At 67.6% G+C, this 13,491-nt stretch carries 13 protein-coding genes; 4 read left to right on the top strand and 9 right to left on the bottom strand.

Annotation, left to right across the window (positions count from 1 at the left end; genetic code table 11):
* Positions 1 to 308: 308 nt before the first annotated feature.
* The 3 genes from tyrS to NM2_RS15390 all read right to left on the bottom strand — a co-directional run bounded on the left by tyrS (position 309) and on the right by NM2_RS15390 (position 3,185).
* Positions 309 to 1,592 carry a tyrosine--tRNA ligase gene (tyrS, locus tag NM2_RS15405; protein ID WP_067669029.1) on the bottom strand — a complete coding sequence of 428 codons (1,284 nt, stop codon included), beginning with the start codon at positions 1,590 to 1,592 and terminating at the stop codon, positions 309 to 311.
* Positions 1,593 to 2,044: 452 nt separating this feature from the next.
* On the bottom strand, positions 2,045 to 2,422 hold the full coding sequence (locus NM2_RS15395; RefSeq protein WP_067669025.1) for a DoxX family protein: 378 nt from the start codon (positions 2,420 to 2,422) through the stop codon (positions 2,045 to 2,047).
* A gap of 91 nt (positions 2,423 to 2,513) precedes the next feature.
* A complete protein-coding gene (locus NM2_RS15390; RefSeq protein ID WP_067669023.1) occupies positions 2,514 to 3,185 on the bottom strand; it encodes a FadR/GntR family transcriptional regulator in 672 nt (223 codons plus the stop codon).
* Between the two features lie 206 nt (positions 3,186 to 3,391).
* Between NM2_RS15390 and NM2_RS15380 the strand changes: the two genes are divergently transcribed.
* Positions 3,392 to 5,092 (top strand): 2-isopropylmalate synthase, encoded by a 1,701-nt coding sequence (locus NM2_RS15380; RefSeq protein ID WP_067669018.1) that lies wholly within the window; start codon positions 3,392 to 3,394, stop codon positions 5,090 to 5,092.
* Between the two features lie 33 nt (positions 5,093 to 5,125).
* Here the strand turns inward: NM2_RS15380 and NM2_RS15375 are convergent, their stop codons facing one another.
* The 5 genes from NM2_RS15375 to NM2_RS15355 form a co-directional block, all read right to left on the bottom strand.
* Entirely contained in the window at positions 5,126 to 5,749 is a 624-nt protein-coding gene (locus NM2_RS15375; RefSeq protein WP_067669016.1) for a DNA-3-methyladenine glycosylase, read from the bottom strand.
* Positions 5,750 to 6,143: 394 nt separating this feature from the next.
* Positions 6,144 to 6,476, bottom strand: a complete 333-nt coding sequence (locus tag NM2_RS15370; protein WP_084531011.1) for a DUF3761 domain-containing protein — start codon at positions 6,474 to 6,476, stop codon at positions 6,144 to 6,146.
* Positions 6,477 to 6,635: 159 nt separating this feature from the next.
* Entirely contained in the window at positions 6,636 to 7,532 is an 897-nt protein-coding gene (locus tag NM2_RS15365; protein WP_174575637.1) for an RNA polymerase sigma-70 factor, read from the bottom strand.
* A gap of 56 nt (positions 7,533 to 7,588) precedes the next feature.
* A complete protein-coding gene (locus NM2_RS15360; RefSeq protein ID WP_067669013.1) occupies positions 7,589 to 8,770 on the bottom strand; it encodes an NAD(P)/FAD-dependent oxidoreductase in 1,182 nt (393 codons plus the stop codon).
* 152 nt (positions 8,771 to 8,922) lie between these two features.
* Positions 8,923 to 10,857: an alkyl/aryl-sulfatase gene (locus NM2_RS15355; RefSeq protein ID WP_067669010.1), complete on the bottom strand. Its 1,935-nt coding sequence runs from the start codon at positions 10,855 to 10,857 to the stop codon at positions 8,923 to 8,925.
* A gap of 217 nt (positions 10,858 to 11,074) precedes the next feature.
* On the opposite strand from NM2_RS15355, the gene NM2_RS15350 reads away from it, so the two are divergent.
* Genes NM2_RS15350 through NM2_RS15340 form a run of 3 tightly spaced genes read left to right on the top strand, consistent with a single transcriptional unit; the run spans position 11,075 to position 13,252 of the window.
* Positions 11,075 to 11,806 (top strand): ABC transporter ATP-binding protein, encoded by a 732-nt coding sequence (locus NM2_RS15350; protein WP_067669008.1) that lies wholly within the window; start codon positions 11,075 to 11,077, stop codon positions 11,804 to 11,806.
* The gene (locus NM2_RS15345) at positions 11,803 to 12,564 is read left to right on the top strand and encodes an ABC transporter permease (protein ID WP_067669006.1); all 762 of its coding nucleotides are present in this window, start codon (positions 11,803 to 11,805) and stop codon (positions 12,562 to 12,564) included. Before NM2_RS15350 ends, NM2_RS15345 begins: the two co-directional genes overlap by 4 nt.
* Before the next feature lie 43 nt (positions 12,565 to 12,607).
* Positions 12,608 to 13,252, top strand: a complete 645-nt coding sequence (locus NM2_RS15340; protein WP_067669004.1) for a TetR/AcrR family transcriptional regulator — start codon at positions 12,608 to 12,610, stop codon at positions 13,250 to 13,252.
* Between the two features lie 17 nt (positions 13,253 to 13,269).
* On the opposite strand, the gene NM2_RS15335 is transcribed toward NM2_RS15340, so the two are convergent.
* Complete coding sequence (locus NM2_RS15335) at positions 13,270 to 13,491, bottom strand: Trm112 family protein (RefSeq protein WP_067669002.1); 222 nt, start codon at positions 13,489 to 13,491, stop codon at positions 13,270 to 13,272.

Raw genomic sequence — 13,491 nt, 5'->3', positions numbered from 1 at the left:
TGAAGATCCGGCCGATTACTCGACCTTCTCTGGAGGCAGGTTTTCCAGCCTAACCACTCGAGACCCCAGAGTCAAGCTCGGAATCAAGATCGGTTGCGCATGGCGTCAGGCGCTCCTCGTCCTACCTCGTTTCCCTGGCCCCTGAGGCCCGGGTCGGAGTCCGTGTCGCTCTGACTTGGAATAAGTTACGTGGCGGATAACTGAACGTCAAATCCCCAAGACACCAGGCGTTTACGCACGTCAGAGCGCCGGGATTACAGCCCGCGCCGACCTGAGTCACATGATTGTGACTCAGGTCATGCCGACCGTCAACGGACCGCCCGGCGAACTCCAGCGAAACTCTTCTTGCCGCGCCGCAGTACCAACCACTGTCCATGCAGGTAGTCGGACTCGGCGGGGGTCCACTCCGGGTCGCTGATGCGGGTGTTGTTCACCGAGACGCCGTTGTCGTTGACCGCGCGACGCGCGGCCCCCCGGCTCTCGGACAATCCCGAATCCACCAGCAGGTCGACGATCGTCGCCCCGTCGGACGCGGCGGCGACAGGGTTCTCCCCCGCCGCCTCGGTCAGCGCCGCCGACAACGTCGAGGAATCCAGTTCTGCCAGGTCACCGCGGCCGAACAGGGCCTGGCTGGCGAGCTGGACCGCGGCGGTATTCGCCGCACCGTGCACCAGGGTGGTCATCTCCGCGGCGAGCCGGCGCTGCGCCTCGCGGGCATGCGGACGCTCCTGTGTGGCGAGTTCGAGCTCGGCCAGCTCCTCGCGATCGAGGAAGGTGAACCAGCGCAGGTACCGGATGACGTCGGCGTCGCCGGTGTTCACGAAGTACTGGTACCAGGCGTACGGGCTGGTCATCTCGGGATCCAGCCACAGACTGCCGCCGCCGGTGGACTTGCCGAACTTCTTGCCGTCCGCGGAGGTCACCAGCGGTGTGGTCATCGCGTGCACCTGGGCGCCGTCGACGCGCCGGTTCAGCTCGACGCCCGCGATGATGTTGCCCCACTGATCGGATCCGCCGACCTGCAACGTGCACCCGTAGTTGCGGCGCAATTGCAGAAAGTCGTTGGCCTGCAACAACATGTAGCTGAATTCGGTGTAGGACATGCCGTCGCCGTCGAGGCGGCGCTTGACCGTCTCGCGGGCGAGCATGACGTTCACCGAGAAGTGCTTGCCGACGTCGCGCAGGAAGTCCACGGCCGACAGCGGCCCGGTCCATTCCATGTTGTTCGCGACGACCGCGCCGGTCGGCGAATCGTCCAGATCGACGAATCGCTCGAGCTGGCCGCGAATCCGATCGGCCCATTCGGCGACGGTGTCGGTCGAGTTCATCACCCGCTCGCCGACGTCGCGCGGGTCGCCGATCAGACCGGTCGCGCCGCCGGCCAGCACCACCGGCCGATTCCCGGCCCGCTGGAAACGCGCGAGCGTCAGCAGGGGAACCAGATGGCCCGCGTGCAGACTGGCCGCGGTCGGATCGAAGCCCGCATAGAGAGTGATGGGCCCTTTCGCGATCTCGGCACGCAGGGCATCCAGATCGGTGGACTGTGCGATCAGCCCACGCCAGGTCAGTTCATCGATGATGTCGACGCTCACGCCTGCACCTCGCTGACACTCGACTCCGGCGTGCGCGTCGCGCGCTGTATCAATCGTTCACTCGCAAGCTCGCTCACGCCATCCCATCTTTCCGCACGTCCACGGCTCGCCCGCAGACAGGTCGTCACCGAGTGTGCGTCCGCACCGGGGTCGCGGTCGAGCGAATTAGATCGACGACGTGCCGACGCGGGTTGATCACCACCGCCAGATAGGTGATCGTCGTCGGACGGACACACTTGCCGATCGACCCTCGGCACCAGGTGCTGCGTCCCGAGGACACGGGGCCGAGCCGCGAGACTCAGCAAGCCGCGACCCCCGACAGCGAACTCGACACCGATTTCCCTGTGGTCCCGGAATCCCGTTCGTCGGAAACGAGTAACACGGCATGCCCCGAAACAGCCGACGAACTCGCCGCCGATGCGGATGATCGGCGGCGAGCTCGGTGAGCGGGATCAGCGGCGCTCGGTGACGATCCAGCCGAAGATGACGGCCAGGACCAGGGGGAAGATCGCCGTGGCTGGGGCGTGCATCAGGAATATCTGGGTGGCGGCGGCGCAGATCATGGTGATGGTCAGACCGGCCGCGGCGGCGCGGGTCAGGCGCGGGATCATCAGGCCGAGGCCGCCGGCGACCTCCACCGCACCGGTGAGGTAGCGGAACCACTCGCCCCAGCCGATCTGCTGGAACACGTGCACGGCGGTGGCCTCGCCGAGCAGTTTGGGCAGGCCGGAGGCGATGATGAAGAAGAGGCCGAGCACGATTTGCAGGGTCCACAGAATGCGGTTGCGGATCGTGCCGGTGGTCGGGGCGGAGTGGGCGATTGCGGTCATGCGATGTCCTTCGGGTTGCCGGAGTGCTGTCGAGCGCGCTTGCTCGATAGGACGAGGCGGTCCCGGGAAATTCATCGGCGGCCGGAATGCCTTATGTGAACGCATCCTTCAGGGAGGTGAGGTGGACCCGGCTCGCGGTCGCGGCAGCGGCGGTGTCACGGGAGCGGATGGCCTCGAGCAGGATCTCGTGCGCATGGTGGTCGGCCTGCTCGTCTGCCAGCGGGCGGATGCGCAACATATCGATCATGGCGTGACGCAGGCGCGGGACGAAGGCGTCGAACATTCCGGTGAGCACATCGTTGTGCGCGGCCAGTACGACCGTGCGATGGAAGGCCGTATCGGCGTCGACCAGATCCTCCACCGATTCGTGCCGCTCGGCCCGCGCGGCCAGGGCCCGCCACATCGCGCGCAGGTCGGCGGGAGTGCGACGTTTCGCGGCCAGGGCGGCGCCCTCGGCCTCGATGGCGATGCGCGCCTCGACGACGGTGACGATGTCGGTCCGGCGCAGGACGGTATCCCATTCCTCGGTGACATCCAGCGCGGTGACGAAAACTCCCGCGCCCTGACGGCTTTCGAGCACTCCCTTGCCCGCGAGCTCGCGGATCGCCTCGCGCAGGGTGGAGCGGCCGACGCCCAACTGGGCGGCCAGAGTCGTCTCCCCCGGAAGTTTGTGGCCGAGTCGCCATTCTCCGGCGCGGATCCGGTCCAGAAGTAGTTCCGCTGCCTGCGCGGCCAGCGGATGCCGCTGCACGTGCGCCAAGATCCGTTCACCTCTCTACTTGTCTGAGGAGTTGTTTCACTCTAGTGTATGCCACATGGGATACCGGAGTCTGCTTCTGCTCCTTCGCCGCGGCGGGGTCTGATCGACCGGCACCCTGCCCGCGGGTTGCAGGGCCGCGCCGGTCGTCCTTCGACGCGAAAGCTTCCGAAATCATGTCTTCCCACTGGAACCGCCAGTGCTCGTCCGCCATGCCCTCGCATCGCTATCGCGATGTGTACGAACGAGTTTCGGTACCGCTCACCGATCGGCGGTGGCCGTCCGCACGGATCACCGAGGCCCCGCTGTGGGTGCCGGTCGATCTGCGCGACGGCAATCAGGCTCTCGCCGAGCCGATGGATCCCGAACGCAAACGCGCGCTCTTCGAACTCATGGTCACCATGGGGTACAAGGAGATCGAGGTCGGCTATCCGAGCGCCTCGCAGACCGACTTCGATTTCGTGCGCCTGATCCGCGATGCGGACCTCGCACCCGAGGACGTCACCATCGTCGTTTTCACCCCCGCCCGCCGCGATCTCATCGAACGCACCGTCGAATCGGTCGAGGGGATCGCCAACGACGTGGTGATCCACATGTACACCGCCACCGCGCCGGTCTGGCGCGAACAGGTACTGGGCCGCAGTCGCGACGAGGTGGCGAAGCTGATCACCGCGGGTGGACGGGACGTCCTCGAGCTGGCCGGGGGTCAGGAGAACGTCCGATTCGAGTTCTCCCCCGAGGTATTCGTCCTCACCGAGCCGGATTTCGTTCTGCAGGTGTGTGATTCGATGACGACGCTGTGGGATGCCACGCCGCGACGTCCGGTGATCCTGAATCTGCCCGCGACCGTGGAGGTCGCCACGCCTAACGTGTACGCGGACCAGATCGAGTACATGCATCGCAATCTGGCCCGGCGGGACGCGGTGATCCTGTCGGTGCATCCGCACAACGATCGCGGCACCGGCATCGCGTGCGCGGAGTTGGCCGTACTCGCCGGGGCGCAGCGGGTGGAGGGCTGCATCTTCGGCAACGGCGAGCGGACCGGCAATGTCGACATCGCCACGCTCGCGCTGAATCTGCACGCGCAGGGCGTCGATCCGATGATCGACTTCTCCGATATCGACCGGATCCGCAGGACCGTGGAGCACTGCACCCGGATGCCCGTGGCCGAACGGCATCCTTACGTCGGCGATCTGGTGTACACGGCGTTCTCGGGAACTCATCAGGACGCCATCAAGAAGGGTTTCGCCGCCCACCGCGAGCGAGCCGCGCGGGCGGGTCGTTCCGAACGCGAGATCCCCTGGGATGTGCCATATCTGCCGATCGATCCGGCGGATGTGGGCCGCTCGTACGATGCGGTGATCCGGGTGAATTCCCAATCCGGCAAGGGCGGTATCGCCTATCTGCTGGACACCGGATACGGCATCGAGCTGCCTCGGCGGCTGCAGATCGATTTCGCGAAGCACGTCCAGCGGCTCACCGACGAGACCGGGGACGAGGTGACCGCGGCGGTGCTGCGCGAGTTGCTGATCACCGTGTACGCACCGGTGTCCGAGCGAATCCGGTTGTCGAAGTGCGTGATCGACGCCTCCTCCGCACACCTGGCGCTCGAGGTGGACGGGCGGACAGTCGAGCGCGCGGCGAACACGGACGACCCTGCCGAATCGCTGGCGACGATGGCCACCGAGGCGGGCCTGCCGATGGAAGTGCTTTCGGTGACTCATCAGACCGCCGACCGCGTCGGACCGGATGCGCGGATCGCCTATCTCGAGTACCGATCCAGCGGAATTACCCAGTGGGCCATCGGAATCGGCGATTCGCCCGCCGAGGCCGCCTGCCGTGCGGTCGTCGCCGCAGCCGCGCGGATCTCGGCGGACAACGCCTATCCAGCCGCCCGGGTCCGCACCGCGTAGACACGAGACGGCAACCCGAACAGCCCTGCCGCCTCAGGCGGAGGTCTCCTCCTGGGGCGCGCGGGGGCTGCGGCGGTAGGTGGATACGGCGAGCGAATCGGTCAGCCAGAACCGCCACGGCCGGTCGGCCTCCAGGCGCACGCCGACTCGGGGGCCCGCGCTGATCGCCCCCGGTTCGACGGGCGGTGCGACCAGCTCCAGCCGGATGTGCGAGTTCGGATCGAACAGCGGAGTTCCGTAGTCGTCCAAGGTGATTCCGAGGGCGCTGCCGAAATTGCCCGGCCCCCTGGCCAGGTCTGTCTCCGTGCGGGCGGCGGGTCGCCGGGCTCGCACGGTCTCGTGCCCGGCGATCACCTCACCCGCGCGCAGCAGCACACCGCTGGCCACGCCGTCGGGCCCGCAGATCACGTTCACGCAGGTGTGCATGCCGTAACTGAAGTAGACGTACAGCACCCCGGGCGGACCGAACATGACCGCACTGCGCGGGGTACGCCCGCGCCCGGAATGCGCCGCCGGATCCGGCCACGGTCCCGCCGGGTCACCGCCGTACGCCTCCACCTCCACGATCCGGACACCGACCTCCCCGGACCACATCGTCGAGCCCAGCAGCCTCCGCGCCGCCGACACCGGATCCAGGGCAAGTTCCTCCGCACACACAACCCCCGATTGTCCAGACCACCGCCGCGAGCGCGTCGGCACCCCCGATCGGACGCCGAGATTCGGGAAACCGAGTGGACCACGTGCGACACGGTCCGGCCCGAAACAGATCCGCTATCACGCTCGCCGGAGATGCGCTGGTCGTCATGAGGCCCACGGACGCAATCGTCGGTTTACACCTGCGAGGTGCAGGCGAGCCCGGAAGCCGCGATACGAACCCGGTGCAACTCGGTCCCCGCCACCGAGCAACATCGTCGCGGCCGAACAGATGCGCTCTGATGCCGTTCGAAGCTGATGCCCGTACGGCGCGGAGCGGTGTGCCGGGGACCGGCAGCGTCGAGTCAGCGATGTCGGGACGCCACCGATCCGCGCGACCCGAGTCGCGGCGCTCCGGTTACAGCCAGCGGGCGACGCCGCCGTGGCCGGAGCAGGTGCCGCTGCGGTGCTGGCTGAAGCTGTATTCGCCGTCGCGGCACTGGGCGGTCGCGCCGGTGGGGACGCCGCCGTCGGGGCCGGCTTCAGGGCGGGGGACGCAGTTGCCGCTGACGTTCTGGTAGTCCTGGGCTGGGCAGGAGACGAAGGCGGGGGCGGCCGCGGCGATGGGCGGGCCGGCCAGGGAGCCGGTGCCGATGATTGCGGCGAATACCCATGGCGCCACCATGATTCGACGTGCAAGCGATCGGCGGGCGGTGGAACGATGCGTCGCGCGGCTCGATCCGATATTCATCTGTATGCTCCTGCGGCAGTGCGATTCCGGCTCCTCGCGAGCCGAGGAGACCGAAATTAATTCCTTACGCACCCCGAATATCGGTGTACCGCGACGATCGAGGACTTTCGGCCCTCGATGGGTGACAGTGGTAACCAGCCACGGAATGCGTTGCGGCCGCTACTGTCCCGTCTGGGAACGCAGGCCGGAGACCTTGTCCGGGTTCACCTGGAAACGCACGTTCAGGATGCGGCCGTCCAGAATGTCGTAGGTGAGCGCGCCGACCGGCAACTCACCGAACAGGACCAGCAGACCGAGCTCGCCGTTGATCGTCGCCGGCGCGAACCGGATGCCCGCGGACACCGGTTTGGCCAGCACGCCGAGCATCCAGCGCGCGACATGGTCCGGCCCGTACAGCGGGCGACGCGCCGCGGTGACCTTGCCGCCGCCGTCGTTCCAGAGCGTGACGTCGGGGGCGAGCAGTTCCATCAGCGCGTTGACGTCGCCGCCGTGGGCCGCGGCCAGGAACTTCTCGGTGATCTCCCGGCGCTCGGCGACATCGCTGTCACAGCGCGGCCGCCGCGCCTGCACATGCGCGCGGGCGCGGTGCGCGATCTGCCGGACGGTCGCCTCCGGCCGTTCGATGAATCCGGCGATCTCGGCATGGGAGAAGCCGAACACCTCGCGCAGGACGAACACCGCGCGCTCGACCGGAGTCAGCGTCTCCAGCACGACCAGCATCGCGGTCGAGACGTCGTCGGCCATCACGGTCTCCTCGGCGGCACTCGGTTCGGTGAGCACGGGCTCGGGAAGCCAAGGGCCCACATAGGTTTCGCGCGTCGCGCGGGCGGAGGTGAGACGATTGAGCGCCAGGTTGACCACTGTTCGCACGAGGTACGCCCTGGGGTTGCGGACCGACGAGCGGTCCGCGCCGTGCCAGGTGATCCAGGCGTCCTGCAGGACGTCCTCGGCGTCGGTGACCGTGCCGAGCATCCGGTAGGCGGTGCCGAACAACAGCCGTCGATGTTCGGCGAACGGGTCGTCGGATTCGGGTTCCGGAGATGTGTCGTCCCGCATGGGAATCATGCCTACCGGATAGCGCACGGCGGACGCCGGAACTCGCGGACGCGCGGTCATACCCGATCCCGGGTGCGGCGACCGCCGCGAGAGAACTGCACGGGCACGGTCATTCGCGTGCTCATGCCGAATACCGGCCACGGGCTGCCGCTCACGATGTCCTTGTAGCGCACCGCGACCCGGCCGGTCAGATACCAGCGCTTGGGTGTGTCATCGGCGTTGGTGAACTGGATGACCGCATCCCGCCGCCCCAGGCTCACCGGCTGATGGACGTAGCCGAACCGGAACGGCGGGACCTCCCGGCCGCGCAGCCTGCGCGCGATGGCATCGGCGACATATGCGGCGGTCGGCATCCCGCTCTGACACGTGCCGTGCAGCCGCCCGAACGGCTGCACCACGCTCGCGGCGTCGCCGATCGCGTACACATCCGGATGCGAGACCGAGCGCAACGTCGCGTCGGTGATCACCGAACCCGTTGCGTCCGTGGCTATTCCGGCATCGGCTGCGAGCGGCGGCACTCGCACGCCCGCGGTCCACAGGGTCAGATCCGAGGCGATCAGCTCGCCGGTGCTCAACCGGATCGCCTGGGGCAGCACCTTGTCCACCTGCACCCCGATCCGGCGGACGATGCCCAGGCGTTCGAAGGCGCGGTCGAGATGGGCACGCGCCCCGGGGCCCATCATCGAGCCGGGTTCAGCGGCGGCGACCAGCGTGACCGGCAGATCCGGGTGGCTCTCGGCGATCTCTGTCGCCGCCTCGACTCCGGTGAGCCCGCCGCCGACCACCGTCACCGTGCCGCCCGCCATCGCCAGTTCGGTGAGACGTTCCGAGAAGTGATGTGCCCGTACCGGATCGTTCAACGTCCAGGCATGATCCGCGACGCCCGGCACCCGCTCGGTGTCGGTGGCGCTGCCGAGCGCGTAGACCAGCGTGTCGTAGTGCAGGGTCGCGCCGTCGGACAACGTGACCTGCCGGGCGGCTGGATCGATACCGGTCGCGGCCGCGCGGTGGAAACGCGCCCCGGTCCCGTCCAGCAACTCGGTGATACGCCGGTTCGCCAGCTGCTGACCCGCTGCGATCTGATGCATGCGCAGCCGTTCGACGAACCGGTCCGACGGGTTGACCAGGGTGATCCGAACCTTCGCGCGGCGGGTGCGGCGGGCGAGCCGGACGGTGGCGAGCACGCCGGTGTATCCGCCGCCCAGCACGACGATCTCCTGATTCACGGTGGTGTTCATGATGCCCTCCGATGGGTTGCGATTCGCTGTCGACCATGGGACAGATCAGCGCACCCATCCGTGACACTCGCGATGGTGACGACGGTCATAGTCATGGAAATCCGCCGAATGCCCTGCGCGGCACCCGCCGGGAGTGCCACGCAGGACGGAATTCACGGCGTGACGATGGGAAACCAGAACGGGAAGGTGTCGAACAGTTCGAACAGACCGGACAGTGTGGCGACGTCCCCGTCGACCCGCACCGCGCCCGAGGCGATCTCCCGGTCGAGCGTCGTCGTGTCCAGGATGATGTTCTGGAATGCCTCGCGATCCCAGTACACGGTGGCGTCCGGATCGGGCAGGGTCTTCTCGGCGGTGTAGACCAGGGCGCCATTGCTGAGCCGGACCGCGAACTGCTTGTCGACGCCGTCGAAATCGGCGAACGTCCAGTTGAACGCGGCGTGGTTACCCCAGGCGGCGGGACCGTCCAGGCGGATGCCCAGATAGTCCAGCAGCATGTCCAGGGTCATCGCGGCCAGCACATCGGGTCCGGCCAGCTGGATCGAGCCGAGATCGTGTACGCCCTCGCGCAATTCCTTCGCGCCCATGAGGTATTCGTTCCGCCACGTACCGTTCTCGGCCTGATAGCCGAGTTGTTCGAGCGCATCGGCCTGCAGGTCGCGTGCGACGGTGTTGCGCGGATCGGCGAACACCACGTGCGCGAGAACCTCTGCCACCCAACGGTATTCACCCGCATCGTAGGCGGCGCGAGCCCGATCCAGCACAGCCTGCGCGCCACCCATGTACTCGACGTACTTCGGGGCGGACGCCTCCGGCGGCAGCGGGTCCAGATGTGCGGGGTGACTGTCGTACCAGCCCAGATACCGCTGGTAGACGGCCTTGGCATTGTGCTTGGCCGAACCGTAGTAACCGCGGCAGTGCCACTGCCCGGCCAGACCGGGCGGCAGCTCGACGCGTTCGGCGATCTCGGACATGGTGTACCCCTGATTGGCCAGTCGCAGCGACTGGTCGTGCAGGTATTTGTACAGGTCGCGCTGCTGTTCGAGGAATCGCAGGACGTCGGCGTTGCCCCAGCGCGGCCAGTGATGCTGGGCGATTACCACATCGGTGTCCGCGCCGAACATCTCGATCGTCTCGTCGAGCACCTTCCACCAGGTCGCCGCATCGCGGACCTGCGCACCGCGCAGGGTGTAGAGGTTGTGCATCGTGTGGGTGGCATCCTCGGCCGCGCACATCAACCGCTTGGCGGGAAAGTGGATGAGGAACTCCGCGGGCGCTTCGGTGCCGGGGGCCATCTGGAACACCATCTCGACGCCGTCCACCGTGCGCCTGTCGCCGGTGGTGGTGACGGTGTCGGTCGGCGCGATCAGCGAGGCGGTCCCGCCGTGCGGAAGACCGTTGGCCAGTCCGGCGTTGAGCTGCCCCTGCGGACCGCGAGCCAGCACCGAGCCGTACATGTAGATGGCCCGGCGAGCCATCGCGTTACCGGCGTAGACGTTCTCGGCCACCGCCTCCCGCAGAAATCCCGCCGGTGCGATCACCTGCGTCCGCCCGGTTCGCACGTCGGTCTCGTCGACGACGGACTTGACGCCGCCGTAGTGGTCGGCGTGGCTGTGCGTGTAGATCACGGCCATGACCGGGCGGGCCGGACGATGCCGGAAGTACAGCTCGAGACCGGCCTTCGCGGTCTCCATGTACGTCAGCGGGTCGATCACGATGATCCCGGTGTCGCCCTCGACGATCGTCATATTGGATACGTCCAGGCCGCGCAGCTGGTACACCCCGTCCATCACCCGGAACAGTCCGTGCGGCTTGTTGACCAGCGCGTGCCGCCACAGGCTGGGATTCACACTCGGCGGCGCGGTGACGTCGGTGACGAAGTCGTAGGCGTTCAGATCGAACAGCGTGCTGCCGTCGGAGCGCGTGATCAGCGGCGGGTCGAGGGTTCCGACGAATCCGCGCGCGGAATCGTCGAGATCGCGGACGTCGTCGAACGGCAGCCCGGCGATGAAGTCGAGCTGGGCGGCTCGAGTGGCGGCGCTGGGTTGTTTGACGGCGAGCGCGGGATCGGGGTGCACCTGGGTCATGACAGGACTGCCTTTCTGCCGCGGAAGGTTTCGACCGAACAGATCACCGCTCGGGTAGCCGGACCGCCATCAGGCAGGAACATCTCTCGCCTGCGAGCGTAACGAACCGGAGATATCCGGGAAAGTGCGCGCGGTCAGGGGGTTGCGCCGGGCGCGAGACAGGCGCAGAATTCAACACACAATGAATTCAACACTCGGTGAAATAAGAGGATGACCCATGACGGCATCTGATCCGTCCCCCGCGATCGAGGTGGAGCACCTGCGGGTGCGTCGCGGCGAACACGAAGTGCTGCACGATATTTCGCTGACCGTGCCGCGCGGCAGCATCACCGGTCTGCTCGGGCCCTCCGGCTGCGGGAAGACCACGCTCATGCGCAGCGTCGTCGGCACCCAGATCGTCGAGGCGGGCAGCGTGCGCGTGCTCGGCGAGCCCGCCGGAACGCCGGGGCTGCGGGCGCGCGTGGGATACGTGACGCAGGCCCCGAGCATCTACGACGACCTCACCGTCCTGGACAACGTCGGATACTTCGGCGCGCTGTACGGGCGTTCCCGCGACGACGTCACCGGGGCCATCGCCGCGGTCGGTCTCGCCGAACACGCCCGCCAACGCGGCAATCAGCTCTCCGGCGGCCAGGCCACCCGCGCCTCACTCGCCTGCGCGCTGGTCGCCGATCCCGAACTCCTGGTACTGGACGAGCCGACCGTCGGGCTGGATCCGGTGCTGCGCGTGGACCTGTGGAAGCAGTTCCACGCCCTCGCCGATCAGGGCCGCACGCTGCTGGTGTCCAGTCATGTGATGGACGAGGCCGAACACTGCGACCAGCTGCTGCTGATGCGCGAGGGACGTCTGCTGGCCCAGCTCAGCCCCGCCGAGCTGCGCGCGGAAACCGGTGAAACCAGCTTGGAGAACGCATTTCTCGCCCTGATCAGAATGGGAGAGCGGTCATGACAATGATTTTCGGCTGCTACACCGCCACGACCGTGCGAATCCTGCGGCAGCTGCGCGCGGATCGGCGCACCGTGGCCATGCTGGTCCTGGTGCCGACGCTGCTGCTGGCGCTGCTGTATTTCGTGTACCGCGACATGCCCTCGATGCCGGGCATGCCGACGCTGTTCGACCGGGTCGGCATCAGCATGCTCGGCATCCTGCCGTTCATCGTGATGTTCCTGATCACCGCGATCGCCATGCAGCGCGAAAGAACCTCCGGCACACTCGAGCGACTGATGACCACTCCCCTGTCGAAGCTGGATCTGCTGGCCGGCTACGGGTCGGCCTTCTCCCTGGCGGCCACGGTGCAGGCCGCGGTCGCCTGCCTTGTGGCGTTCTGGCTGCTGGGCATGCATGCGGCGGGCAGTGTCTGGCTGGTCCTGCTGATCGCGGTGCTCGACGCCGTACTGGGTGTCGCACTAGGACTGCTGGCGAGCGCGTTCGCGCGCACCGAATTTCAGGCCGTGCAGTTCATGCCGCTCATCGTCGGACCGCAGTTCTTCCTGTGCGGATTGCTGGTGCCGCGCGCTCAGCTGCCGCGCTGGCTCGAGGTGATCAGCGACGTGCTGCCGCTGAGCTACGCGGTCGACGCGCTGCAAGAGGTTTCCCGGTATACCGGGGCGACCGCGCTGATGTGGCGTGACCTGGGTATCGTGGCCGTATTCGCCCTTGTCGCACTGACTTTGGGGGCTGCGACGCTACGCAGGCGCACGGCGTGAGCGCGGCCACGCGGGGGCCCGCTCGGGCCGGAAAGGATGCTGGGTGAGCGTATCCGCGCACGATCCCGACGACACTGCCGCATCCGGCCGCAGCGGGCGACGTCCCGGGCAGTCCGGAACTCGCGAGGCCATCCTCGATGCCGCCCGCATGCGGTTCGCGGAGGTCGGATTCGACAAGACGTCCATCCGGTCCATCGCGAGCGCCGCGGGAGTCGATCCCGCTCTGGTGCATCACTATTTCGGCACCAAGCAGGAATTGCTCACGGCCGTGGTGAATCTGCCTGTGGACACCGACGTCATCCGGGCGCACATCGCGGCCGCGCCGGTCGACGGGCTCGGCGAAACGATCGTGCGCACGGTGATCGGCGTGTGGGACTCACCCGTCGGCGCCTCCGCGATCGCCGCGTTCCGCGCCATACTCGGCGGCGGTGACGCCGCGCTGGTACGCAGCTTCGTACTCGAGGTCATCCTGAGAGACGTTCGCGACCGGGTGGATTCGCCACCCGGCTCCGGGTATGCGCGGGTGGCACTGGCGGTGGCGCAGATGGGCGGGGTGCTGATGGCCCGCAAGATCATCGGCATCGAACCGATCGCCTCGATGAGCGCCGACGAACTCGCGCGGCTCGTCGGGCCATCACTGCAGCGCTATCTCACCGGCGACCTGGACCTGCCGCCCTCGGACGCCTGACGGCCGGCCAACGGCATTCAGCCCTGGGCGATGAACGCCTCGTGCTCGGCGTCGCCGACCTCGCGGGCCTCGTCCACCAGCAGCACCGGAATCCCGTCATCGATCGGGTAGGCCCGGCGCAGCCGCGGGTTGTAGAGCACGCTCGCGCCGTCCTCGGTGCGGACCAGCGACAGCGGGCCCTTGTCCTGCGGGCAGGCCAGCAGGCTCAGCAGAGTGGGGTCCAAGGTTTCCTCCGGCAT

Source organism: Nocardia miyunensis NBRC 108239, assembly GCF_001613065.1.
Taxonomy (GTDB): Bacteria; Actinomycetota; Actinomycetes; order Mycobacteriales; family Mycobacteriaceae; genus Nocardia; species Nocardia miyunensis.
Note: the sequence above shows the minus strand (reverse complement) of the source record. Positions and strands in the feature narration are given on the sequence as shown.